The following is a 24,814-nucleotide window of genomic DNA, read 5'->3' as shown; positions in this document are numbered from 1 at the left end:
TCTTCCGAACACCGAGATACCCGCATGGTTCCGAAGCCTTCCGGTCCTCCTCTGCAAGAAATAACGCAACATGCAAGAACTAGTGCTGCCCAGACGGTGGTCGTGACCCTCAAGACCTATCCCCGTAAGAGGTGCAGGCAATACCGTAAGGACGCCTGAACGGCGACAGGACTTGGAATTAGCCCGGCTACCTCCATAGCACGAGCAAGACAGGATCTAGTTGCGTGCTTATTCCGTCTGCGCCGCATGTCTAGGATGCGGTGGCCAGCAGCCTCCGTCGGGCCGGCTGGCGGTCACGGGCGCTAGCGCCAGCCGGACCTGCTGGCGGTTACGGGCAGGCTGTCAGCTGGCCCGGCTGGCGGAGTTGCACATTTTTTTTACAATCGGCGATCAGTAAACGGCGGGATCATGCGGATCCACCCATCGGCCTGGGACCGGGAACCAGGATGAATGTGCAACGGCGCCCACGTTGCACATTCATCCTGCTCACCTCCGCCCCCCGGGGCGGAAAAACGTTGGAATCACGCCACCGGCCCGACCAGCACCCCAGGATGAATGTGCAACACCGCCACCCAGGCCCCCGACGAACGCCCCACCGGCAGCCACCACGGCCTCCCACCCAGCAGCCGCCGCCCCCAGCCCCGCACTACCAGCGGACACCCCGACAGGGAGGCTGACCCTGACGGCCTGACCCCGGCCCCGACCCACACAACCAGCGGACACCCCACGTAGCGGCACAGGGCCAGCCGGTGAGAGGCCAGCCCCCACGCAACTGGCAGGCACCCCGACAGGGAGGCTGACCCTGAGGACCTGACCCCGGCCCCGACCCCCGCAACCAGCAGGCGCCCCCACGTAACGGCACGGGGACCAGCCGATGAGGGGCTGGCCCCCACGCCACCAGCAGACACCCCACGGCCCTGGAGGGCTGGCCTCCGGCCCTGGCCCCACACGCAGCTGGCGGGCACGACCTCACCATAAATAACCGCTGACGGGCGCTCCCCCACCCCCCACGCAGCTGGCGAGCGGCGCCCCTGCCGCCAGCTGCCCAGCGGAAGAGGCCCCTCGCCCCCACGCAGCTGGCGGGCACACGGTGGCGGATAAGTTCGAGAAGCCTGTCGTACGGCCGGCCCCACACGCAGCTGGCGGGCACGACCGCCCGGCCGAGTCCCGGCCGGGGGTGCAGCCCCCGCCCCCACGCAGCTGGCAGGCACCTCGACCGGAAGGCTGACCTTGACGGCCTGACCTCGGCCCCGACCCCTGCAACCAGACCCTGCCCTGCTCACGCCAGGCAGGCCCTGACCTCCACGCAACCAGACTCTGCCCTGCCCGCGCTATATTCCGCCACCGTGCGCGCCCTGAGTGCGTCCGGACCTACACGGCGTGGTGGCCCGCCCGGCGAGCATCTCGCGGCGCGCCCTGAGTACGTCCGGACCTACGGGCAGGGATATACGGCAAACTGGTCTCGACCGTGGCAGGGGCCCAACGCCCGCCAGGCGGCCTGCACCAGGCCGGAGCAAACTGGTCTCGACCGTGGCAGAGGACCAACTCGCGGCCCCCGCCAGGTCCAGCTGCTCGGCCATGGTGACCACGACGCCGTCGAGGACGCGGCCCCCGCCAGGTCCACAGCTCACCGCAGGTGGCGTGCCGTCGTCAGCTGGGTCCTGAGCCCAGCCCCTGCCCCGTCCGGTTCACCCCCGCGAGTCCAATGACCACCGCTTCGCACAAGTCCGGACTACCCGACGACACCCCGACTCAGGCTGCCCGGTCCACCAGCAGGTGGGCGAACTGCTCCATGGCGTCCCGGACCACCCGGGCCCGTTCACCGGCCTCGGCCAGGGCGCTCTGAGCACCCTGGGCCTGAATGCTGTCACCTGTCAGGCGCTCACGTGTCCCGGCCAGGGTGGCCTCCTCCAGGCCCTCCAGGGCGGCGACAGCCTCACGCGCCCAGCTAAGGGCCATCTGACGGGTACGAGCCAGCACCGGGTGCTCACGCAACCGGGCCACCACCCCGGCCAGCACGACGTCGTCGCACAGGTCCATGGTGGACAGGGCGGACAGGATGGACTGCCCGGCGGCGTCGAGCTCTCCGGCGGCCAGTGCCTGGCGCAGGAGCAGCACCGGCATGGTCTCCACCCCCTCACGCAGGTCGGTCCCCGGGGTCTTGCCGGTCGTCGCCGAGTCACTGGTGAGGTCAATGACGTCGTCAGCCAGCTGGAAGGCGACGCCGATCTTCTCCCCGAAGTCCTGCACGAGCGCCTCCACACCCGCCCCGGCGCGCGTGAGCATGGCGCCGTACCGTGCGGAGACGGCGGTCAGGGAACCGGTCTTGTCCGCCAGGACCTGGATGTAGTGCTCCACCGGGTCGCTGGCGGCCGGACGGGGCAGGGTCTCGTGAAGCTGGCCCATGCACAGGCGCTCAAAGGTACGGGCGTGGGCCAGCACCGCCTCGGGCCCCAGGGCCGCCACGAGCTGGGAGGCCCGCGCCACCAGGACGTCGCCGGTGAGGATGGCGGCGGAGTTGCCCCACACCGTCTGGGCGCTGGGGGCCCCACGACGCAGAGGCGCCTCGTCCATGACGTCGTCGTGGTAGAGGGTGGCGATGTGGGTGAGCTCGACGGCGACACCGGCATCGCGCACCTGCTCACCAGCAGCCAGCACCGGGTCGCCCAGCTGGGCGGTGAGCAGGGTCAGGGTGGGGCGCAGACGCTTGCCGCCCGCCGCAGCCAGGTGGGACGTGGGCGGGTTAATGGTCTCGTCCGCGCTGCTGACCACCTCCAGCAGGCGGGTCTCCACGGCCTCAAGGGCCTCAGAGATCCGACCTTCGATCTGAGGCGCGTCCAGGGTCAGCGTGGCGGTCACGAGATGAGCATAGCGGCCTGGAGGAGGGTCTCCAGAACCGCCTGGGGCAGGACCCCCATTGTGACCGTGAGAAGCGCAGCCAGACCGATCGCCGCCATGCTCAGGCCGGTCGAGCCGACCACTACGACGTCCTGGTCCTCGGGGTCATGGAAGAACATGAGCACGATCAGACGCATGTAGAAGAAGGCGGTAGCGACCGAGGAGGCCACGGCGACGACCACGATCCAGGTGGCCCCGGCGCCCACACCCGCCAGGAAGACTATGAACTTCCCCATGAACCCCGCCGTGAGCGGGATACCGGCCAGGGACAGCAGGAAGACCGCCATGGCCCCGGCCAGCCACGGGCTGCGGCGTGCCAGGCCCCGGTAGGCCCCCAGACCGGTGGCCTCGGCCCCGGCGGCACCGGCTACCCCGACGCCCCCGCCGTGGTAGGTGCGTACCAGGGTGACCACCCCGAAAGCGCCGACCGTGGCCACGCCGTAAGCCAGGGCGTAGAAGACCAGGCCGACGACAGCTACCTGGTCGAGGGCCGTGACGGCAATGAGCATGTAGCCCGCGTGGGCAATAGCCGAGTAGGCCAGCAGGCGCTTGACGTCCTTCTGGACGACACCGACCACGGTCCCCACGAGCATGGTCAGGACGGCCAGCGCCCACAGCACGGGCTTGAGGTCGTCCACCACCAGGTAGCCGATCCTGAGGGAGAAGCGCAGCAGGGCCAGGAAGGCGGTGGCCTTGACCCCCGCGGCCATGAGCCCGGTCACCGGGGTGGGCGCCCCCTGGTAGACGTCCGGGCTCCAGGCGTGGAAGGGCACTACCGCCACCTTGAACAGCAGGCCGACCGTCACCAGCGTGATACCGGCCAGGGACATCCAGCCCCCCTGCGCCTGCCTCATGGCGGCACTGATCGTGGCGTAGTCCACGCTCCCGGCGACGCCGTAGAGCAGGGCCGCCCCCATGAGCAGCAGCGCTGAGGCGAAGGCTCCCAGGACGAGGTACTTCAGGGCCGCCTCCTGGCTCAGCAGACGACGGTGGCGGGCCGTGGCCGCCAGGACGTACAGGGGCAGGGAGACCATCTCCAGGGTGACGAAGAGGCTAATGAGGTCGCCCACCGCCGGGAAGAGCATCATGCCCGCCAAGCAGAAGAGCGCCAGGGGGAAGACCTCCGTGGTGGTCCACCCGGCGCGGGTGGACTCTGACTCCTCGGCGCTTCCGGGGCGGTCGGCCGCCTGGGCGGCGAAGGCGCCGTCACCGACGGTGGTGCGGTCGGCCATGACCAGCAGCGCGAGGAAGCCGATGACCAGCAGGACGCCCTGGGCGACGACGGACAGGCCGTCCTCCACCTCCCCCAGGCCGGAGGGGCGCACAGCAGCGCGTCCGGCAAGGAGCGGGTCCCGCAGGGCCACCCAGCGCACCGCCAGGACGACCCCGGAGGCCAGGAGTGCCAGCAGGCTCAGGACGGTCTGGGTGACCTGACGCGCCCGGCGCGGCACGAAGGCCTCCACGAGGACACCCAACAGGCCTGCGCCCAGGATAATGAGGACCGGGCCCAGACCGGCCCAGTTAATGACCGGGGCGGTGAAGCTCACTGGAGGCTCCCTTCCGTGACGGTGGCGACCTGCTCGGCGATACCGTCGAGCGTGTCCACCAGGGCCGCGGGCGCCAGGCCCAGGGCCAGCATGGCGGCGATAATCGGGACGAGCACGAGCCTCTCGCGGCCGTCCAGGTCCGGGCTGCCCACGCGCGCGGCAGCGGGGGCCCCGGTAAAGACCCGCTGGTAGGGCAGCAGAAGGTAGACGGCGGCAATGACGACGCCGGCGACCGCCCCCACCCCCAGGGCGGTGGAGACGGAGAAGGTACCGGTGAGCACCATCCACTCGGGGACGAAGCCGCTCAGCCCGGGCAGGGCGATACCGGACAGGCCCGAGACCAGGAAGGTCCCCGCCACCAGCGGCATGACCCGCCCTATGCCGCCGAGCTCACTGACGCGCACGGTACCGGTACGCCGGGCCATGAACCCGGTGACCAGGTAGAGACCGGCGATGGACAGCCCGTGCGCCACCATGTAGACCATGGCGCCGGCGGCTGCCACGCGGCTGCCCACGAATATCCCGAGGACCATAAATCCGAAGTGGCTCACAGAGGTGTAGGAGATGAGCCGGTAGAGATGGTCCTGGCCGACGGCGGCCAGACCGCCGTAGACGATGCTGACCACCGCCAGGACGCAGACGGCGGGAGCCGCCCACCGGGACGCCTCCGGGAAGACGGGCAGCAGGACGGCGACCATGCCGTAGGTGCCGATCTTGTCCAGGACCCCGATGAGCAGCACGGAGGTACCCGGGGTGGCCTGCTCGGCGGCGTCGGGAAGCCAGGTGTGCAACGGCACCACAGGGGCCTTGACGGCCAGGGCGGCGAGGATGCTCAGGAATATCCAGCGGCTCACGGCCGGTGAGGCTGACATGCTGTGGGCCAGGCTGGAGTAGAGGTAGGTCTGGGTGCCGTTGTGGGCGTAGACGAACAGGGCTATGACGCCCACCAGCATGACCAGGCCCCCGGCCAGGGAGTACAGGAGGAACTTCAGGGCGGCACGACGTCTGCCCGCCCCCCCGAACACCCCGATGAGGAAGTACACCGGGACGAGCATGGCCTCGAAGCACAGGTAGAACAGGAACAGGTCGCGGGCGGTGAAGATGACGACGACGAAGGCCTCCAGGACCAGGACCAGGCTGGTGAACAGGCCCTGCCGGTGGGCGGGGACCTCCCCCCAGGAGGCCAGGAGGACCAGGGGTACCAGGAAGGTCGCCAGGAGCAGCATCGCCAGGCTCAGCCCGGTGGCCCCCAGCGCCCAGGAGACCCCGATGAGCGGGATCCAGGGACGGGTCTCGGCCAGCTGGACGGCCGCCCCCTGGCCGGCGTCGAACTCGCAGGCGGCGGCCACGCCCAGGGCGAACTCGGCCACGGAGAACACGAGCCCCAGGGCGCGGGCCCGGCGGCGCAGGGGGGCCACGGCCCCCACGACCAGCGCCCCGGCCAGGGGCAGGAGCACCATGAGGGTGAGAACCGGGAAGGAGGCTGCCACGGTGGTGTCGGTCATGTCGGTTACCTGTCCTCTCAGAACCTGCTGGCCAGGACGGCGACGAGAACCAGGAGCGTACCGACCAGCATGTAGCCGGCGTAGGAGCGCACGTACCCGGACTGGGTGCGGCCCACCAGGCGCCCGCAGGCGGCGGTGGCGGCGGCCAGGCCCTCCACCGCGCCGTCGACGACGTAGCGGTCGGTGGCGGTCACGGCCGCCACCAGCCCCTGACCGGGCCGCATGGCGACGGCCTCGTTGAGGGCGTCCTGGTACATGTCGTGGCGGGCCGCCTCCACCAGGGCCGGGCCGGGCCGGGCCACCACAGGCACCTGGTGACGCACGTACACGAGCCAGGCCGCCACCACGCCCAGTACCACCAGGGCCAGGGTGGCTCCCATAATGACCTCTGCCGCCAGCACCGGCTCGCCGTGCTCGACGTGGCCGGTGACCGGCTCCAGCCAGGTGGTGAAGCGGTCGCCTACGGCCAGCAGCCCGCCCAGGGCCAGGGAGAAGACGGACAGGACGACCAGCGGGACGGTCATCAGGGGCCCTGACTCGTGGGGGTGGACGGGCCCCTCCGGGTCGGCCTTGGTGGTCCAGCGCGGGGTGCCGTGGAAGATCATGAAGAAGAGGCGGGACATGTAGAAGGAGGTCAGGCCCGCGCCCAGCAGGGCGACGCCCCCCAGGATCCAGGGCCGGGCCCCCTGGCCGGTGAAGGCGGCCTCGATAATCCTGTCCTTGGACCAGAAGCCGGAGAGGGGCGGGACGCCCAGGATGGCCAGCCAGCCGATCCCCATGGTCACCCAGGTGACCGGCATGGCCCGGCGCAGTCCCCCGAAGCGACGCATGTTCACCTGGTCGCCCATGGCGTGCATGACGCTGCCGGCCCCCAGGAACAGCTGGGCCTTGAAGAAGCCGTGGGTCAGCAGGTGGAAGACGGCGAAGGCGTAGCCGACCGGCCCCAGTCCCGCACCCAGCATCATGTAGCCGATCTGGCTCATGGTGGAGGCGGCCAGGACCTTCTTCATGTCGTCCTTGGCGGACCCGATGACCGCCCCCAGGACCAGGGTGACGGCGCCGACGACGGCCACCGCCAGCTGGGCGTCGGGGGCGGCCTGGTAGACCGCGCCGGAGCGCACCATGAGGTAGACGCCGGCGGTGACCATGGTGGCGGCGTGGATGAGGGCGGAGACCGGGGTGGGCCCGGCCATGGCGTCACCCAGCCAGGCCTGGAGGGGGAACTGGGCGGACTTGCCGCAGGCGGCCACCAGGAGGAAGAAGCCCGTGGCGGTGGCCCAGCCCGGTGACAGGGCGCCGTGCGAGGCCCGGCCCAGGACGTCGGTGAAGCTCACCGAGCCCACCCGGGCCACCATGGCCATCATGGCCAGGAGCAGGCCGACGTCGCCCACACGGTTCATAATGAAGGCCTTCTTGGCGGCGGTGGCGTTGGAGGTGCTGGCGTCCTTGAGCGCGTCGGGAGCGTCGGCGTCGGCCGTGTTCCAGAAGCCGATGAGCAGGTAGGAGGCCAGGCCCACGCCCTCCCAGCCCACGAAGAGCACCACGTAGGAGTCGCCCAGGACCAGGGTGAGCATGGCCGCGACGAACAGGTTCAGGTAGGCGAAGAAGCGGCGCCGGTCGCGGTCGTGGGCCATGTAGGCCACGGAGTACAGGTGGATGAGGAAACCCACAAAGGTGACCAGGGCCACGAAGGTCAGGGAGAGCGGGTCGATACGCAGCCCGACGCGCACCTCCAGGTCCCCCACGCCGAACCAGCGCCACAGGCTCAGGTCCATGGTGCGCTGGTCGGCGGGCAGCCCCAGGACCTGGGCCAGGACCGCCCCGCCCAGGCAGGCGTCCAGGAGGGCGGCGGCCAGGCCCACCCAGTGCCCCCAGGCGTCGGTACGGCGCCCGCCCAGTAGCAGGAGCGCGGCGGAGAGCGCGGGCACGGCGACAAGGAGCCAGGCCCAGGCGGCCAGCCCGGTGGGGGCCGTCGACGCGGGGGCGGGGGCCAGGAGCGCGGCGAGAGACGGTGCGGTGGTCATGCCAGTCCCCTCAGCTCTTGAGCAGGTTGGTCTCGTCCACGGACGTCGACCTGCGGGTACGGAAGATGGACACCACGATGCTCAGCCCCACGACGACCTCGGCGGCGGCCACCACCATGACGAAGAAGGCGAAGATCTGCCCGGTGAGGTTGCCGTGCAGGCGGGAGAAGGTCACGAGCACCAGGTTGACGGCGTTGAGCATGAGCTCCACGCCCATGAGCTCGATAATCGCGTTGCGCCGTAGCAGGACGGTCAGGGCCCCCAGGGTGAACAGGACCATGGCCAGGACGACGTAGGCGGAGATCGGCAGAGTCACGTGGGCTCCTCCTTCGGGGCGGGCGCGGGGGCGTCGGCACCGGGCTGGGTGCCGGCACCGGGCAGGAGGGGCTGGACGACCACGGGCGCGGCGGCACCGGGCATGGCCGGCATACCCGAACGGGGCACCGCCTGGTCGCGCGCGGCGAGGGCGCCGTCGACCTGGGTGCCGGTCCCCGGGGAGACCTGGCTGACGTCCAGGTCCTGTCCGCGCACCACCAGGGGGCGGGGCACGGAGACCTCCACGGCCTGTCCGGAGGCGTCCAGGGCGGGCGCGGCGGCGGAGTTGGTGGCGGCGTAGACCCCGGGCGCAGGCCTCTGGCCGGGGTGGACCCCCCTGGTGGCGTAGGCGCGCATGCGCTCCTCAGCCTGCTCACGCTGGGTACGTACCCCGCGCAGCCGCTGACGGTGGGTCAGGGTCAGGGCCCCCAGGGCGGCCACCACCAGGAGGATTCCGGTGAGCTCCATGGTGACCACGTAGTTGCCCAGCAGCACCTCCGCCAGGGCGGCGGGGGTCGCGGCCTCGCCGTCGAGCAGGCCGGCGGCGCCGGGGAAGACGGTGGCGCAGACGACGGCGGCCAGCACCGCCACCAGGCCCCCGCCGGCCAGGAGCGCCACGGGGGCGGGCACGCCCCGGGAGCCCGCGACCGGCTCCTCCCCGCCGACCCCGACGAGCATAATGACGAACAGGACCAGGGTCATGACGGCGCCGGTGTAGACCACGACCTGCGTCATCCCCAGGAAGGACGCCTCGTTGGCCAGGTAGAGGACGGCCAGGCCGATCATAATGCCGATCATGTTGACGGCCGCGGACACGGCCCGCCGGGCGGTCAGGACGCCCAGGGCGCAGACCACCGTGACCAGGGAGACGACACAGAACAGGATCGTCTCGCCGGTGGAGACGGTACCGGCGTTCGTCAGGGTGGCGGGCGCGGCCAGGGCGCCGCCCGAGGTCAGGGCCGTCATGAGCGGGTCTCCTTCACGGCCGTGCCCACCGGGCGGGCGGAGGAGAGCGTGGGGTCCTGGGGGCGGTGGGAACGCACCCAGTCCACCTGCGCCCGGGTGGGGCCGGTGACCTTCCCGCGGTAGTAGTCGGCGTCCTCGGTGCCCTCGACCATGGGGTGGGGGGCGGCCAGGGCGCCGGGGGGCACGGGGGCCAGCAGGTCCTCCTTCTCGTAGACCAGGCCGGTGCGGGTGGGGCCGACGAGCTCGTCGATCTCGTGGGTCATGGTCAGGGCCCGGGTGGGGCAGGCCTCGATGCACATGCCGCAGAAGATGCAGCGCAGGTAGTTGATCTGGTAGACCCGCCCGTAGCGCTCACCGGGCGAGTACTGCTCGTCCGGGGCGTTGGAGGCGGCCTCGACGTAGATGGCGTCGGCCGGGCAGGCCCAGGCGCACAGCTCGCAGCCAATGCACTTCTCCAGGCCGTCGTCATAGCGGTTGAGCTGGTGGCGCCCGTGGTAGCGGGGCATGAGGACCGGCTTCTCGAACGGGTACTGCTCGGTGACCGTGGGCCGGAACATGGAGGAGATGGTCACCCCGTAGCCGGCGACGGGGGCCAGGAAGGAGCCCAGGGCCCCGGGGTCCTCACGCAGCCACTGGTCGTGGTCGGCACCGGTGCTGCTGGTCATCGGTTCCCTCCTTCAGTCGGGGCGGTGCCCGGGTCGGCGGCAGGCAGAAAGGCCCCGGCGCCAGCGCGCCGGGAGCGCGGGGAGGGCGGCAGGACCTGCCCGGGCAGCGGCGGGACGGGGAAGCCTCCGGCGAAGGCGTCCAGGACCTGCCCGGGGGCCACGAGCTCACCGGGACCGCTACCGGGAGGGGACGGGGCCTCCTGGCTCCCGCGCTCGGGCACGAGCACGAGGACCGCCGTGACGACCAGGAACACGGCCGCCAGGACAAGGAGCAGGGTACGGGGCTGGGTGCCGGAGAAGGTCCTCACGCCGGTGACGACACTGACCATGACGAACCAGGTCAGGGCCGCGGGGATCAGGACCTTCCAGCCCAGCTTCATAAAGTGGTCGTAGCGGATACGCACCAGGGTGCCACGGGTCCAGATCATGGCGAACATGACCGCCCAGATCTTGGCCACGAACCACAGGACGGGCCACCAGCCCTCATTGGCCCCGGGCCAGAACGAGGCGATGACGAAGGAACGCCAACCCCCCAGGAAGAGGGTGACGCACACGGCCGAGACGTTGAACATGTTGATGTACTCGGCCAGGAAGTACCAGGCGAACTTCATGGAGGAGTACTCCACCATGTGCCCGGCCACGAGCTCGCCCTCGGCCTCGGGCAGGTCGAAGGGCAGGCGGTTGACCTCGCCGACCATGGAGACGACGTAGATGACGAAGCTGGGCATCATGGCCACCGCCCACCACATACGGGTCTGGGCGCCCACGATCCCGGAGGTGGACATGGTGCCCGAGGCCAGGAAGACCGTCAGGACGGACAGGCTCATGGCCAGCTCGTAGGAGATGACCTGCGCGGCGCTGCGCACCGCCCCCAGCAGCGGGTAGGTGGAGTGGGCCGACCAGCCGCCCAGGATAATCCCGTAGACCCCGAACGCGGTAATGGCCAGGATATAGAGGACCGCGACGGGGAAGTCGGTCAGCTGCAGGGGCGTGGAGTGCCCGAGGACGCTGACGTTGGGACCGAACGGGATGACCGCGTAGACCATGAAGGCGCTGAACGCGGCGATAACGGGTGCCAGCAGGTAGACGGTCCTCTCCGCCCCCTTGAGCCAGAAGTCCTCCTTCATAATGAGTTTGGCGGCGTCGGCGAACGCCTGGAACAGGCCGAAGGGGCCGTTGACGTTGGGCCCGGGGCGGGTCTGCATACGCGCCAGGCCACGGCGCTCCACCCACAGGACCAGGATGACGCTGGCAATGAGGAAGACGACGATGAAGACCGCCTTGGCGAGGGTCAGCCACCAGGTCTCGGCGGAGAAGTCGGCTGCCACGCCCCCGCTCAGGGGCAGGGGGCCGACGGGGGCCGCAAGGGTTACCGGGTTCACCGGACCACCTCCGAGGGGGTTGAGGGGCTGGGTCGGGACACGCCCACCACCGAGCCGTGGCGGGCGCCCAGGGTCTGGTGCACGGTGGAGCCGGGTGAGCACTCGGGCAGCCACACGACGCCGTCGGCCACGCCTCCCACGACCGCGGGCAGGGTGACGGAGCCGGTGGACGTGGACACGGTCAGGATCTCCCCCGCACCCAGCGACAGGCTCGTCGCAATGTCCGTACCCACCCTGACCACGGGGGCCTTGGCGGTGGCGGCGAGGAAGGGCTCGCCGTCCTGGAGGCGGCCGGCGTCGAGCAGGGGCTTGTGGGTGGCCAGCAGGGCACGCAGCCCGACGCCGTTCCAGACGTCCTGGCCGCCGGCCCCGCCCCCGTAGCCTCCCGGCCCCGCCTGCCCGGCCGGGGCCAGCGGGGTACGCGGCCCGGTCCACAGCCCCAGGGCGGCGAGAGCGGCGTGGAGGGCCGTCAGGTCGTCCACGCCCAGGTCGTGGCCCATCTGGCGGGCCAGGAGGCCCAGGACCTGACGGTCGGTGCGGGCCCGGGAGACGTGGGCCTGGCCGAAGGGGCGCACCCGCCCCTCCCAGTTGACGAAGGTGCCGTTCTTCTCCACGGCCGGGGCCACGGGCAGGACGACGTCGGCGTACCGGCTGACCTCGCTGCGGCGCACCTCGAGCTGGACCACGGTGCCCACCCGGGACAGGGCGGTGCGGGCCAGGGCCGGGTCGGGCAGGTCGCGCAGGTCCACGCCGCCTACCAGCAGGCCAGCCAGCTCCCCGCGCGCCGCGGCGGCCAGGATCTCCTCCGCCGTCCGGCCGGGTGCGGCAGGGAGGTGCCTGCCGGGGCCCAGTCCCCAGGCCCGCTCCACCTGGGCGCGGGCCGCGGGGTCGGAGACGGGGCGGCCTCCGGGCAGCAGGCCGGGCAGCAGGCCCGCCTCGATGCCGCCGCGCTCGCCGCTGCGGCGCGGCACCCAGGCCAGGCGGGCGCCGGTAGTGGTGACCAGGGCGTCCACGGCGCCCAGCAGCCCGGGGACGGCGGCAGCACGCTCACCGACCAGGACGGTGGCGCCCGGGGCGCCCAGGGCCTCCACCAGTGCCGGGTGGGTGCGTGCCAGGTCGGCCACGGCGTCGGCCTCCCGGCCCGGGAGGGTCAGGACGACCTGGGCGTCGAGCTTGGTCGAGCCCGCTGAGCGCAGGGTGGTGACGGTGGCTATGCGCGTCCCCTTGGCGCGCACCGCCTTGCGCAGGCGCAGGAAGAGGGCGCCGCACTCGTCCTCCGGTTCCAGGGCCACCAGGAGCACCTGACCGGCCCGCTCCAGGGAGGTGTAGGTCACACCCAGGCCGGTGCCAGCCACCCGGGCGGCCAGGAAGGCCTCCTCCTGGGGGCCGGTCGGGCGCGTCCGCTGGTCAATGTCGTTGGTGCCCAGCACGGTGCGGGCGAACCGGGACCAGGCCCAGGCGTCCTCCAGGGTCAGGCGCCCGCCGGGCAGGAGCCCCACCCCGCCGTCAGCGGCGCGCCCCAGGGCGGAGGCGGCCAGGTCCAGGGCCTCGGGCCAGGAGGCGGTGACGAGCTCACCGGTGTCCTCGTCGCGTACCAGGGGGCTGGTGAGCCGGTCGGGCAGGCGGGACCAGGCGAAGCCGAACCGGTCCTTGTCGGTGATCCACTCCTCGTTGACCTCGGGGTCGTTGCCAGCCAGGTGGCGCAGGACCACACCGCGGCGCATGTCCACGCGGAGGGCCGAGCCGGAGGCGTCCTGCTCGGTGACGGAGTCGGTGGAGACCAGGTCCACGGGGCGGGCCCGGAAGCGGTAGCGGGCGCTGGTCAGGGCCCCTACCGGGCAGATCTGGATAATGTTGCCCGAGAAGTAGGAGGCGAAGGGGCGTCCGGAGACGTCGAGCTCCTCCCCGGCCGGCCCGGTGGCCAGGCCGTCCACGACGCCCGGCTCGCCCCCGGGCCCGGCGTGCTCGGCCTCGGGCACCAGATTGGCCCCGCCACGGATCTCGGCCACCGCCAGCCCCCGGGCCGCGGCCTGCTCGGCGCCCCCGGCGTAGTCCAGCACCCCGGCGTCAAAGCGTCCGATCTGCTCGGAGTACAGCCCGCCGGTGACCTCGCCGCCGACGTGCCCGCCGCCGCGCCCCTGGAGGGCGATAAAGCGGTCCCCGGCGACCTGGTCGGCGAAGCGCACGCAGCGCTGGCACAGGATGCACCGGTCGCGGTCCAGCAGGACGTTGCTGGTCAGGCGCAGCGGCTTGGGGAAGGTGCGCTTGACGTCGGTGAAGCGGGTGGCGCTCTGGGCCCCGGAGGCCATGAGCTCCAGGGCCTGGTTCTGCAGCGGGCACTCCCCGCCCTTGTCGCACACCGGGCAGTCCAAGGGGTGGTTGATCAGGAGGAACTCCATGGTCCCGGCCTGGGCCCGGGCGGCCACCTGGCTGGTGGCCTGGGTGGAGATCTCCATGCCCTCCACGGCGGTCATGGCGCAGGAGGGCTGGGGCTTGGGCATGGAGCGCACGACGCCGTCGCGCCCGGGCATGGCCACCTCCACCAGGCACTGGCGGCAGTTGGCGCTGGGGGCCAGCAGCGGGTGGTCGCAGAAGCGGGGGATGCGCACCCCCACCTGCTCGGCGGCGCGGATGAGGAGGGTGCCCTTCTCGACGGCCACGGGCAGGCCGTCAATCGTCATATTGACCAGCTGGGTCGTTGCAGTCGTCATGGCTCACCGTGCGCTTTCAACAATGGCAGAGGCCGCGTAGGGGAAGAGCTCGGCGGCGGGGGTGGTGTACCCGGCCTCGAACTCCGCGCGGAACCGCTTGATGCCGCTCAGGACGGGGGTGGCGGAGGCGTCGCCCAGGGCGCAGAAGGAGCGCCCGGCGATATTGGAGGCGATGGACTCCAGCTTCTCCACGTCCCCGGGCAGCCCCTGCCCCGCCTCCAGGCGCGCCATGATCTGACGCATCCAGTAGGTGCCCTCCCGGCAGGGGGTGCACTTGCCGCAGGACTCGTGCTGGTAGAACTCCGTCCAGCGGGCCACCACGCGCACCGCCGAGACGGTCTCGTCAAAGACCTGCAGGGCACGGGTGCCCAGCATGGAACCGGCCGCCCCGACCGACTCGTAGTCCAGGGGGACGTCAAGCTCCTCAGGGCCGAGGATCGGGGTGGAGGAGCCCCCCGGCACCCAGAACTTCAGCTGGTGCCCGGGGCGGATCCCGCCGGCCAAGGAGATGAGCTGGCGCATGGTGATGCCGAAGGGGGCCTCGAACTGGCCGGGGTGGGCCACGTGCCCGGTGACGGAGAAGATCCCGTGGCCCCGGGAGCGCTCGGTGCCCATGGCGTTGTACCAGCTGGCGCCGCGGGCCAGGATGGCGGGCACGGAGGCGATGGTCTCCACGTTGTTAATGACCGTAGGGCGCCCGTACAGGCCGGCCACGGCGGGGAAGGGCGGCTTGAGGCGGGGGTGTCCGCGGCGCCCCTCCAGGGAGTCGAGCAGCGCGGTCTCCTCCCCGCAGATGTAGGCCCCGGCACCGGCGTGGGCGGTGATACGCAGCCGCTGGCGGCCGTCCAGGCCGAAGCCGGTGTCCAGGTACCCGGCGTCGGCGGCCTCGCGCACGGCCGCCAGGAGGCGGCGGTAGACCTGGACGACCTCCCCGCGCAGGTAGATAAAGGCGTGGTCGCAGCCGATGGCCCGGGAGGTGATGGCCACGCCCTCAATGAGGGCCTGGGGGTTGGCCATAATGGTGGGGATGTCCTTGCAGGTGCCGGGCTCGGACTCGTCGGCGTTGACCACCAGGTAGCGGGGCAGGCCGTCGGGGGCGGGCAGGAAGGACCACTTCAGGCCCGTGGGGAAGCCGGCACCTCCGCGCCCCCGCAGGCCCGAGGCCTTGACCAGGGCCACCAGGTCGGCCTGGCTCATGGTCAGGGCCCGTTCCAGGCCCTGGTACCCACCGTGGTCCAGGTAGGACTCCAGGGTCCAGGAGCGCTCCTTGTCCCACATGTCGGTCAGGACCGGGGTCAGGGTGCCCGGGGCGGTGAAGGAGGGCCCCGGCCCGGTGACGTCGGTGGCGCTCACTGCCGCTCCTCCCTGGGTGCGGTCCAGCCGTTGTCACGGGCCAGGCGCAGGCCCCGCAGGCTGGGGCCGCCGGCGCCCACGCCCTGGTCGGCCCGGCCGTCCTCGAAGCCGGCCAGGAGGCGCTCGTTGTCGCGGAAGGTCGGCAGGGTCTCGGGGCCGCGGGTGGGGGCCACCTCCTCGCCGCGCTCCAGGCGCCGCACCAGGTCGACGGCGCTGGCGGGGGTCTGGTTGTCGAAGAACTCCCAGTTGACCATGACCACCGGGGCGTAGTCGCAGGCGGCGTTGCACTCAATGCGCTCCAGGGAGATGCGGCCGTCCTCGCTGGTCTCGTCGTTGCCCAGGCCGGTGGCGGCGCTGACGGCCTCCCAGACCTGGTCCCCGCCCATGACGGCGCACAGGGCGTTGGTGCACACGCCCACGTGGTACTCCCCCACCGGGTGGCGCCGGAACTGGCTGTAGAAGGTGGCCACGGCACTGACCTCGGTGCGGGTCAGGCCCAGGACCAGGGCGCACAGGGCGATACCGCGGGGGGAGACGTAGCCGTCCACGCTCTGGATGAGGTGGAGCATGGGGATGAGGGCGCTGCGGGAGTGCCCCGCCGGGTAGCGTCCGCAGATCTCGGCGATGTCGGCCTCCAGGCGGTGGGCGGTCTCGCCCTCGTAGCCGACGGCGGCCGCAGGGCCGGGCTGCACCGCCTGGGGGTCGATCGCGACACCGTCAGCCGCCGGTACAGGGGTGCTGGTTGTGGTGCTCATCAGCGGTCCACGCCTCCCAGGACGGGGTCGATGGAGGCCAGGGAGGGGACCAGGTCGGCGAGCATGCCGCCCTGCCCCATCATGGCCAGGGACTGCAGGTTGGAGAAGGAGGGGTCGCGGAAGTGGACCCGGTAGGGCCGGGTGCCGCCGTCGGACACGGCGTGGACGCCCAGGACCCCCTTGGCGTGCTCCACGGTCTGGTACACCTGCCCGGCGGGCACGTGGAACCCCTGGGTCACCAGCTTGAAGTGGTGGATGAGGGACTCCATGGAGGTGCCCATGATCTCGCGCACGTGCTCCAGGGACTGGCCCTGGCCGTCGCTGGCAATGGCCATGCGGGCGGGCCAGGCAATAGTGGGGTCAGCCACCATTGTCGTATTAGAGGGGTGCTTTCCACGAGCTGTAATATCGTCCAGTCTCTCCAGGCACTGGGAGATAATCTTCAAGCTCTGGTAGCACTCGTCAAAGCGGACGGCCAGGCGGTTGTAGCAGTCGGAGCGGTCGTAGACGGGGACCTCGAAGTCGTAGGTCTCGTAGCCGCAGTAGGGGCGGATCCTGCGCATGTCCAGCGGGTAGCCGGCGGCGCGCACGCAGGGGCCGGTCAGGCCCAGGGCCATGGCCCCCGCCAGGCTGACCTCCCCCACGCCCACGAACCGGGAGCGCAGGATGGGGTTGGCCATGAGCAGGGACTCCAGCTCGTGCACGTCGTTCCTAATGCTGGGCATGACCGAGCGCACGAAGTCGGTCAGGCCCTCGGGCAGGTCCTGGGCCAGGCCGCCGGGGCGCACGTAGGCGTGGTTCATGCGCAGCCCCGAGACCATCTCGTAGACGCGCAGGATGTTCTCCCGCCCCCTGAAGGAGATGGTCATGAGCGTGGTACCGCCCATCTCGTTGCCGCCGGACCCGATGGCCACCAGGTGGGAGGCGATCCGGCCCAGCTCCATGAGCAGCACCCGGGCGACAGTGGCCTTCTCGGGGATCTCCTCGGTGATCCCCAGGAGCTTCTCCACCGCCAGGGCGTAGGCGACCTCCTGGAAGAAGGGGGCCACGTAGTCCATGCGGGTCACGAAGGTCTCGCCCTGGGTCCAGGTGCGGTACTCCATGTTCTTCTCAATGCCCGTGTGCAGGTAGCCGGTACCCACCCGCACGTCGGTGACCCTCTCGCCGTCGAGCTCGACGACGAGGCGGAGCACCCCGTGGGTGGAGGGGTGGACCGGCCCCATATTGACCACGATGCGGTCGTTGCGCAGGCGGTCGGCCTCGTCGCGCGCGGCGACGGCGGCCACGACCTCGTCCCAGTCCCCGCCGGTCAGCGTGTACTGGGGGGCGCCGTCGGCCAGGTCCTCGGTGGCGGGGCCGGAGGCCCGGAGGGTGTCGGCAGTCATTAGCGGTACGACCTCCGGGTGTCGGCGGGCGGGGTGGCGGCGCCCTTGTACTCCACGGGGATGCCGCCCAGGGGGTAGTCCTTGCGCTGGGGGTGGCCCACCCAGTCGTCGGGCATGGCGGAGCGGGTGAGGTTGGGGTGGCCGTCGAAGACGATGCCCATGAGGTCCCAGGTCTCGCGCTCGTGCCAGTCGTTGCCGGGGTAGAGGGGGACCAGGGAGGGTACGTGCGGGTCGGAGACGGGGCAGGTGGTCTCCAGGCGCAGGGCCCGCCCGCCGTGGGTGAGGCTGAGCAGCTCGGTGCAGGCGTGGAGCTCGCGGCCCAGGTCCTCGGGGTAGTGCACGCCGCTGACCCCCAGGCACAGCTCGAAACGCAGGTCCTGGTCGTCACGCAGGGGGCGGGCCACGTCCAGCAGGTGCTCGCGGGTGACGAACAGGGTGAGCTCGTCGTGCTCGACGACGACCTTCTCAATGGCGGCGGCCGGGTCCACCCCCGCGGCGGCCAGGTCCTCGATGAGGGCGTCCACGACCGCGTCGAACCAGGAGCCGTAGGGGCGCACCGCGGCCGGGGCCAGGGTGACCACCTGGCGCTGGAGCCCGTAGCCGGTGGTGTCCCCGGCGTCGGGGGCGCCGAACTGGCCGACGTGGTGGGCCACGACCTCCAGGCGCAGCTCGGGACGCACGGGGGTGCCGGCGACCTCCGGGACGGCCCCGGCGGGGCCGACGGCGTCAGGGGCGGTGCCGCTCATGCGAGCAGTCCCTTCATCTCGTGCACGGGGGCGGCGGCCAGGGCGGCGGCCTCCACGGCCCGGGCGATCTCCTCGCGGTGGCCGAAGACGGTCTTGCGCTCCACCAGGCGGGTGAGCTCGAGCATGGCGTTAATGAGCATCTCGGGGCGGGGCGGGCAGCCGGGCAGGTAGATGTCCACCGGGACAATGTGGTCGCAGCCCTGGACGATTGCGTAGTTGTTGAACATGCCGCCGCTCGAGGCGCAGGCCCCCATGGAGATGACCCACTTGGGCTCGGGCATGGAGTCGTAGACGTTGCGCACGATGGGGGCCATCTTGTGGGAGACGCGGCCCGAGACGATCATGACGTCGGCGTGGCGGGGCGAGGCGCGGAAGACCTCCCAGCCGAAGCGGGCCATGTCGAAGCGGGGCGTGCCGGTGGCCATCATCTCAATGGCGCAGCAGGCCAGGCCCATGGTCACCGGCCACAGGGAGCGGGCCTGGGCCAGCCCGGTGACCTTCTCCACGCTGGTGAGCAGGAAGCCGGCGCCGTCCACCGACTGCTCGGCGGCGAGCTGGAGGTCGTCGCGCTTGGAGGGGATGCTACGCATCTTCTCGCGGTATGCGCGGTACTCGGAGGTGCTCATGGTGTGTCCTTGAGATTCTTGCGCTCAGTCCCAGTCCAGGGCGCCGCGGCGCCACTCCAGGACGTAGGGCACCGTGATAATGGCGATGAACAGCAGGGCCGCGCCCAGGCCGAAGACGCCCAGGCGCCCGAAGGCCGTGACCCAGGGGTAGAGGAAGACCACCTCGACGTCGAAGACGATAAAGGTCATGCCCACCAGGTAGAAGGCCACGGGGAAGCGTCCGTGCTCGGTGTTGGCCGGGGTGGGGTCGATACCGCACTCGTAGTTGGCGACCTTGACCCGGTTGCGCCGGGTGGGGCTGACGACGGCGCTCAGGGTCAGGCCGCCCACGGCCACGAGCAGGGCCAGGCCCGCCATAATGAGCAGGGGCACGTAGGGGTTCATGCTGCCGGCACCATCCTTGTCAGGAGCTGGATGAGGTGGTCGAGCCTGTCGCCGCCGTGACGCTCCCACCCGTCGGACAGGAGCTTGGTGACGAGCTTCATGAGGTTCCTGCGGGGCAGCCCGTAGCGGGTGCAGATCCGCATGACCTCGGGGTGCTCAATGAGGGAGACGAAGACGCGCCCCAGGGTGTAGTAGCCGCCGAGCTCGCGGGAGACGGCCACGGGGTACTGGGCGAGGGCCTGCTCGCGTCCGCCCCGGGTGGAGCGCACGGCGGCCTGGGCCGCGGCCTGGGCGGCCAGGCGCCCGGACATGAGGGCCTGGGCGATCCCCTCGCCGTTGAACGGGGAGACCATGCCCCCGGCGTCGCCCAGGAGCATGAGCCCGTCGGCGTAGTGGGGTTTGCGGTTGAAGGCCATGGGCAGGGCGGCGCTGGCCAGCCGCCCGACCTGGTTGTCGGGGGTGAAGCCCCAGGAGCAGGGGACGTTGTCCATCCACCGGGCGAAGACCTCCCGGTAGTTCATGGCGTGGGAGGTGGCCGTGGAGCTCACCGAGCCGAGCCCGACGTTGACCAGCCCCTCCCCCACGCTCCAGATCCAGCCGTAGCCGGGCAGGAGGTCAGAGTCCCCGGGACGGCCGTCCCACAGCTCCAGGCGCGACTCCATCCAGGGGTCACGGGCCCGCGGGGAGCGGAAGTAGGCGCGTACGGCCACGCCCATGGGGCGGCGCTCGTCACGGGTGCGCCCGACGGCGGTGGCCAGGCGGGCCGAGACCCCGCCGGCGTCAATGACCAGGGGGGCGGTGATCGTGGCCGGGCCGGTGAGGCCGGGCTCGGCCACCCGGGCGGTGGGCCGGGCCTCCACCCCGGTCACGCGCCCGGTGGCGCTGGTGACCGGGCCGGTGACGCTGACCCCGGTCAGGAGTCGTGCGCCGCGGGCGGCGGCGTGCTCGGCGAGCTCACGGTCCAGGAGGGCACGACGTCGGGCCATGCCGTAGGAGGGGAAGGACGCCTGCTCGGGCCAGGGGAAGTGGAGGAGGTGGCCGCCGCCTATGACGCGCAGGCCCTTGTTGCGCTGCCAGCCGGTGGTGTCCACCCCCAGGAGGGCGAGCTCGCGTACGGCAGAGGGGGTCAGGCCGTCGCCGCAGACCTTGTCCCGGCCGAGCTCGTGCCTCTCCACCAGGACGACGTCCAGGCCCAGGGTGGCCAGGTGGCAGGCGGCCGAGGACCCGGCCGGGCCGGCACCGACCACGACGACGTCCGCGTCGAGCCTGGTGCCCCGGGCGGCGGGGGCAGAGCTTCGAGCAGCGGGGGCGGAGGGGCCGGGAGTGGAGCCCTGGGCGGAGGGGCCGGGGGTGCGGGCGGCCTGACGGGAACTGGAGGACCGGTGCACGCCGGGGCCTGCGGGACCGGCGGCCCGGTGCGGGGCCGGGGACGCGAGCGGGTCCGCCGTCGGGTGGGTGCCGGAGCACGTAGCCGGTCTGGCCTGATCTGCCACAGGCACCTCCTTAAGTCATTGTGTTGAGCCGCAGCTGCGCGGTCAGGGCCTCCGGGGCGCGGGGTCCTGCGGCGACTGTACCCAGGGCCTCACCGGGGCCTGACCAAGGGCGTCCTGCGCCTGGTTTTGACTGTCCTGTCAGTGTAAGGCCTGCGGGCGCCGTAGAACGGCACTAAGCGGAGGTACGGTATTTAGGAAGCGTCTGCCTCACCTAATTTGCCTGCGGTCAGGAGGCGGCACGGGGTGGGGTCGCCTTCCCCGGGCGGGCCGTCCCCCGGTGGGTCGCCAGCCCGCTGGCTGCCTCGCTCCTCCTGGGCGGTGCGCTTCTGGGAGTCGCGCTCCCGGCCCACTGGCTGCCCGCCACCGCCTACCTACCACCGCCTGCCGCACCGCATATAGGGCACCCCCGGCCCACTGACCGCCGCGCGCCGCCCGCCAGATGGGACCCTCAGGCGATCCCCGGGAAGAGGACGGTCAGCCCCGAGGCCATCATGGCCACGGCAATGGACAGCAGGATCATGCCCATGAGCCGGGTCATGACCATGCGCAGGCTCAGGGACAGGTGCTGCCCGATCTGCGCGGCAAAGAAGAGAACCACCGCCAGGACGACCAGGACCAGGGCGATGGCGGCGACCACCGCCACGTGGCCGCCCAGCCCCCGGGCCTGCGCGTCCATGACAATGATCGTGGTGATCGTCCCGGGCCCCACCACCACGGGGAAGGCCATGGGGAAGAAGGAGACGTCGGAGGCCGGGTCGTGGGCGTGCTCCTCCTGCTCACTGCGCTCACGCCGGGAGCCCTCGTGGGCGGCGAACCCGGCGCCCGAGAGCATGGACAGGCCAATAGTCAGCAGCACCAGTCCCCCGGCCACCCGGAAGTGGTCCACGCTGACCCCGAAGAAGCGCAGGACCGATGTCCCTGTCACCAGGAAGACCGCGCAGATGACCGCGGAGTACCCGGCGATCCTCAGGGCGGTGCGGCGCTGGCTGGCGACGCTCCGCCCGGTCGTGAGGGACAGGAACAGGGGGAGGTGCGCGAAGGGGTTCATGATCGCAAAGAGGGCGCCGAAGGCCTTAATAAGAAGGGCGGTATCCACAAGTACTCATTATCGCGCCTGCCAGCCCGGCCCAACGGGCTGGCCCCGCGCTACCTTCCTGGGCGCACGAGCAGCCCCACCCGCCCAGCGCCGTCAGGCACCGCGCGTGCCGTCGGGAACGACCACGGCACCCGGCGGGGCCGGCCGGGACCACCTGTCCGGCCGTCTCAGACCCACCCCGGGAAGAGCGTCGTCAGACCGGCCGCCATCATGGACACGGCAATGGACAGCAGGATCATGCCCATGAGCCGGGTCATGATTGTGCGCAGGGTCAGGGACATGTGGTGACCGATCTGCGCGGAGAAGAAGAGCACCACGCCCAGGAGCACGAGCACGGCAGCCAGCGCCAGGGCCACGGTCAGCCGGTCGCCCAGCCCCTGGGTGTGGGCGTCCATGACAATGATGGTGGCGATCGTGCCGGGCCCGACGAGCATGGGGAAGGTCAGGGGGTAGAAGGCGACGTCGTTGGCAGCGGCGCGGTCGGACTGCTGCCGCTTCTCCCCCTTGGTGCCCTCGTGGGCGGTGGAGCCCTTGCCGGAGAGCATACCTAAGGAGATAATAAGGAGCACCAGGCCGCCAGCCACCCGGAAGTCGTCCACGCTCACACCGAACATCTTCAGAAAAGCGCTCCCAGTGCCGAGGATAACAATGCACATAATGGCGCAGAACATGACCACGCGCATAGCGGTGCGACGCTGGGTGGCAGCCTCCTGGTTGGCGGTCAGGCTCAGGAAGAGCGGCAGGTTCACAAAGGGGTTCATAATCGCGAAGAAGGCCGTCAGGGCCTTGACCAGAAGAGCAACGTCCATACCTCCGATGGTCCCACTTTCCCGCACCCGGCACCGTGTCCCCGCAATGAGAAATAGGGACTCACACACGCCGTCCCGGACCCGCCTGAGCGTACCCGCAGCCGGGTCGGGCACGACGGCACCGACGGCCAGGCCGGGACCGCCAGCCGCTCCGGACGCCCACCCCGGTCCTACCGCGTCGGCCCTACCGTGTCAGCAGACGTGCTTACACTGTGTCATGATGTGCCTCGCACACTCGACCCGCTGAGCAAGGACGCCCCTGACCCATGCCTCTGACGCCGATGACGCCGTTGCTGGCCCTGACGGCCCCCGCCACCTCCTTCACCCCCTCCACGACCGCCGTCGGCGGAAACGTCTACCTCACCGCCCTGGTGGGCCTGGCCCCCCTGGTGGCCTTCTTCGTGCTCATGGGGGTGGTCAAGCTCAAGACGCACTGGTGCTCCCTGGTCAGCCTGGGCCTGGCCGCGGTCCTGGCGGTGGCCCTGTTCCGCATGCCGGTGGGCATGACCGTCATGAGCGGGGCCCAGGGCGCCGTCATGGGCCTGGTCCCGATCGTCTACATCATTGTCGCGGCGGTGTGGCTGTACAACCTCACCGACGTCTCCGGACGCAGCGCCGACCTGCGGGCGGTGTTCAACGTGATCGGCAAGGGCGACGTGCGCGCCCAGGCCCTCATGGTGGCCTTCTCCTTCTGCGGCCTGCTGGAGGGGCTGGCCGGCTTCGGGGCGCCGGTGGCGATCGCCGCCGCCATGGTCGCGGCCCTGGGGCTGCCCAGGATCAAGTCCGCCGTCGTGGTCATGGTGGGCAACGCGATCAACGTGGGCTTCGGCGCCATGTCCATCCCCGTCACCACCGCCGCCAGGCTCGGCGGGGCCGAGCCGGTGACGGTCGCGGCCACCATGGGGCACCTGACCTGGGTCTTCTGCGCCTTTATCCCGCTGGTGCTGCTGTTCGTCCTCGACGGCCTGCGCGGCGTGAGGCAGCTGTGGCCGCTGGCGGTGGTGTCGGGCCTGGCCACGGGGGCCGGGCACTTCGTGACGCCGTCGGTCTCCTACGAGCTCACCGCGGTGCTGGCCTCCCTGCTGGGCCTGGCCGCCAGCTACGTCTTCCTGCTGGTGTGGACCCCGACCACGCCCCGGGAGTACCGCTCCCAGGTGGACGCCGCGGACGTGCCCACCCCCGAGCGCGTGGTCCTGGCCCTGCTGCCCTACGTGCTGGTGGTGGCCATGATCGCCGTCACCAAGCTGTGGAAGGTGGGGTTCGACCTCAGTCAGGTCCTCAGCGGCACGGACGTCAAGATCCGGTGGCCCGGCGTCTACGGCGACCTGCTCAACGCCGGGGGCGAGCCCTCCGCCAGCGCGGTCTACACCCTCCAGATCCTGTCCAACCCGGGCACCTGGATCTTTGCCACCGGGGTGGTCGTCACCGTGGTGTACGCGGCACGCTCGGTGCCCGGGAGGTTCGAGATGAGCCTGGGACAAGGGCTGCGGACCCTGGCCAGTACCTGCTACAACCTGCGCCTGGCGGTGCTGACGATTGTCAGTGTCATGGCGCTGGCCTACGTCATGAACTTCTCCGGGCAGACCAGCGCCATCGGTGCGGCCCTGGCGGCCACGGGCGCCGCCTACGCCTTCCTCTCCCCGGTCCTGGGGTGGATCGGGACGGCGGTGGCCGGGTCGGCCACGAGCGCGGGCGCCCTGTTCGCCAACCTCCAGGCGACGGCGGCCGCCGGGGCCGGGCTCGACCCCAATGTGCTCCTGGCGGCCAACACCATCGGCGGCGGCATCGGCAAGATCGTCTCCCCGCAGAACCTGGCCATTGCCACCACCGCCGTGGACGCCCCGGGGCAGGACGCCGAGCTGCTGCGCCGGGCCGCCCCGTACTCCCTCGGCCTGCTGCTGGCCCTGTGCAGCCTGGTCCTGGTCGCCTCCCAGGGCTGGCTGGGCAACTACCTGCCGTAACTGGACCGGGCGGGCAGGGTACTGCCACGCCCCCTCCCCACCGCCGAGCAGCCCGGCCAAACTGGCCCGGGCCGGCAGGTGGGCCACCACCAGTCAGCGCCAGCGGGCACGCCCCCGTTCTCACGGGCAATAAGTACCGTTCTCGCGAACAACAAGTACCGTTCTCGCGACCAATAAGTACCGTTCTCACGGT

19 protein-coding genes are annotated in these 24,814 nt (G+C 71.3%); 1 reads left to right on the top strand and 18 read right to left on the bottom strand.

Annotated elements, in window-relative coordinates; translation table 11 throughout:
- Positions 1 to 1,752: 1,752 nt before the first annotated feature.
- From JJJ15_RS09675 to JJJ15_RS09590, 18 genes are all read right to left on the bottom strand, one after another.
- Positions 1,753 to 2,859 carry a polyprenyl synthetase family protein gene (locus JJJ15_RS09675; protein WP_106110458.1) on the bottom strand — a complete coding sequence of 369 codons (1,107 nt, stop codon included), beginning with the start codon at positions 2,857 to 2,859 and terminating at the stop codon, positions 1,753 to 1,755.
- Positions 2,856 to 4,445 (bottom strand): NADH-quinone oxidoreductase subunit NuoN, encoded by a 1,590-nt coding sequence (gene nuoN, locus JJJ15_RS09670; RefSeq protein WP_106110457.1) that lies wholly within the window; start codon positions 4,443 to 4,445, stop codon positions 2,856 to 2,858. Before nuoN ends, JJJ15_RS09675 begins: the two co-directional genes overlap by 4 nt.
- Entirely contained in the window at positions 4,442 to 5,950 is a 1,509-nt protein-coding gene (locus tag JJJ15_RS09665; protein WP_106110456.1) for an NADH-quinone oxidoreductase subunit M, read from the bottom strand. Before JJJ15_RS09665 ends, nuoN begins: the two co-directional genes overlap by 4 nt.
- A 17-nt stretch (positions 5,951 to 5,967) precedes the next feature.
- On the bottom strand, positions 5,968 to 7,974 hold the full coding sequence (gene nuoL, locus JJJ15_RS09660) for an NADH-quinone oxidoreductase subunit L (RefSeq protein WP_200510596.1): 2,007 nt from the start codon (positions 7,972 to 7,974) through the stop codon (positions 5,968 to 5,970).
- A 10-nt stretch (positions 7,975 to 7,984) separates the two neighbouring features.
- Positions 7,985 to 8,290 (bottom strand): NADH-quinone oxidoreductase subunit NuoK, encoded by a 306-nt coding sequence (gene nuoK / locus JJJ15_RS09655; protein ID WP_106110454.1) that lies wholly within the window; start codon positions 8,288 to 8,290, stop codon positions 7,985 to 7,987.
- On the bottom strand, positions 8,287 to 9,255 hold the full coding sequence (locus tag JJJ15_RS09650) for an NADH-quinone oxidoreductase subunit J (protein WP_200510595.1): 969 nt from the start codon (positions 9,253 to 9,255) through the stop codon (positions 8,287 to 8,289). Before JJJ15_RS09650 ends, nuoK begins: the two co-directional genes overlap by 4 nt.
- Positions 9,252 to 9,920: an NADH-quinone oxidoreductase subunit NuoI gene (gene nuoI / locus JJJ15_RS09645; protein ID WP_106110452.1), complete on the bottom strand. Its 669-nt coding sequence runs from the start codon at positions 9,918 to 9,920 to the stop codon at positions 9,252 to 9,254. The genes JJJ15_RS09650 and nuoI overlap by 4 nt, the downstream gene beginning before the upstream one ends.
- Positions 9,917 to 11,302 (bottom strand): NADH-quinone oxidoreductase subunit NuoH, encoded by a 1,386-nt coding sequence (gene nuoH, locus JJJ15_RS09640; RefSeq protein WP_246742009.1) that lies wholly within the window; start codon positions 11,300 to 11,302, stop codon positions 9,917 to 9,919. The genes nuoI and nuoH overlap by 4 nt, the downstream gene beginning before the upstream one ends.
- Positions 11,299 to 14,013: an NADH-quinone oxidoreductase subunit G gene (locus JJJ15_RS09635; RefSeq protein WP_200510594.1), complete on the bottom strand. Its 2,715-nt coding sequence runs from the start codon at positions 14,011 to 14,013 to the stop codon at positions 11,299 to 11,301. Before JJJ15_RS09635 ends, nuoH begins: the two co-directional genes overlap by 4 nt.
- A 3-nt stretch (positions 14,014 to 14,016) precedes the next feature.
- Positions 14,017 to 15,291: an NADH-quinone oxidoreductase subunit NuoF gene (gene nuoF / locus JJJ15_RS09630; protein WP_200512030.1), complete on the bottom strand. Its 1,275-nt coding sequence runs from the start codon at positions 15,289 to 15,291 to the stop codon at positions 14,017 to 14,019.
- Positions 15,292 to 15,362: 71 nt separating this feature from the next.
- The gene (nuoE, locus tag JJJ15_RS09625; RefSeq protein WP_200510593.1) at positions 15,363 to 16,121 is read right to left on the bottom strand and encodes an NADH-quinone oxidoreductase subunit NuoE; all 759 of its coding nucleotides are present in this window, start codon (positions 16,119 to 16,121) and stop codon (positions 15,363 to 15,365) included.
- The gene (locus JJJ15_RS09620) at positions 16,121 to 17,506 is read right to left on the bottom strand and encodes an NADH-quinone oxidoreductase subunit D (RefSeq protein WP_200510592.1); all 1,386 of its coding nucleotides are present in this window, start codon (positions 17,504 to 17,506) and stop codon (positions 16,121 to 16,123) included. Before JJJ15_RS09620 ends, nuoE begins: the two co-directional genes overlap by 1 nt.
- On the bottom strand, positions 17,506 to 18,252 hold the full coding sequence (locus tag JJJ15_RS09615; RefSeq protein ID WP_200510591.1) for an NADH-quinone oxidoreductase subunit C: 747 nt from the start codon (positions 18,250 to 18,252) through the stop codon (positions 17,506 to 17,508). The genes JJJ15_RS09620 and JJJ15_RS09615 overlap by 1 nt, the downstream gene beginning before the upstream one ends.
- Entirely contained in the window at positions 18,249 to 18,842 is a 594-nt protein-coding gene (locus tag JJJ15_RS09610; RefSeq protein ID WP_246742274.1) for an NADH-quinone oxidoreductase subunit B, read from the bottom strand. The genes JJJ15_RS09615 and JJJ15_RS09610 overlap by 4 nt, the downstream gene beginning before the upstream one ends.
- Positions 18,843 to 18,902: 60 nt before the next feature.
- Entirely contained in the window at positions 18,903 to 19,262 is a 360-nt protein-coding gene (ndhC, locus tag JJJ15_RS09605) for an NADH-quinone oxidoreductase subunit A (RefSeq protein ID WP_106110444.1), read from the bottom strand.
- A complete protein-coding gene (locus tag JJJ15_RS09600; RefSeq protein ID WP_348641472.1) occupies positions 19,259 to 20,755 on the bottom strand; it encodes a geranylgeranyl reductase family protein in 1,497 nt (498 codons plus the stop codon). The genes ndhC and JJJ15_RS09600 overlap by 4 nt, the downstream gene beginning before the upstream one ends.
- Before the next feature lie 448 nt (positions 20,756 to 21,203).
- Entirely contained in the window at positions 21,204 to 21,851 is a 648-nt protein-coding gene (locus JJJ15_RS09595) for a MarC family protein (protein ID WP_200510590.1), read from the bottom strand.
- Positions 21,852 to 22,018: 167 nt separating this feature from the next.
- Positions 22,019 to 22,660 carry a MarC family protein gene (locus JJJ15_RS09590; protein WP_200510589.1) on the bottom strand — a complete coding sequence of 214 codons (642 nt, stop codon included), beginning with the start codon at positions 22,658 to 22,660 and terminating at the stop codon, positions 22,019 to 22,021.
- Between the two features lie 266 nt (positions 22,661 to 22,926).
- On the opposite strand from JJJ15_RS09590, the gene JJJ15_RS09585 reads away from it, so the two are divergent.
- Positions 22,927 to 24,621: a lactate permease LctP family transporter gene (locus JJJ15_RS09585; RefSeq protein ID WP_246742008.1), complete on the top strand. Its 1,695-nt coding sequence runs from the start codon at positions 22,927 to 22,929 to the stop codon at positions 24,619 to 24,621.
- Positions 24,622 to 24,814: the final 193 nt, after the last annotated feature.

Origin of the sequence: Actinomyces sp. HMT897, from assembly GCF_016626125.1 — a bacterium.
Lineage (GTDB): Bacteria > Actinomycetota > Actinomycetes > Actinomycetales > Actinomycetaceae > Actinomyces.
The sequence above is the reverse complement of the archived record's forward strand: the minus strand, read 5'-3'. Positions and strand labels throughout refer to the sequence as shown.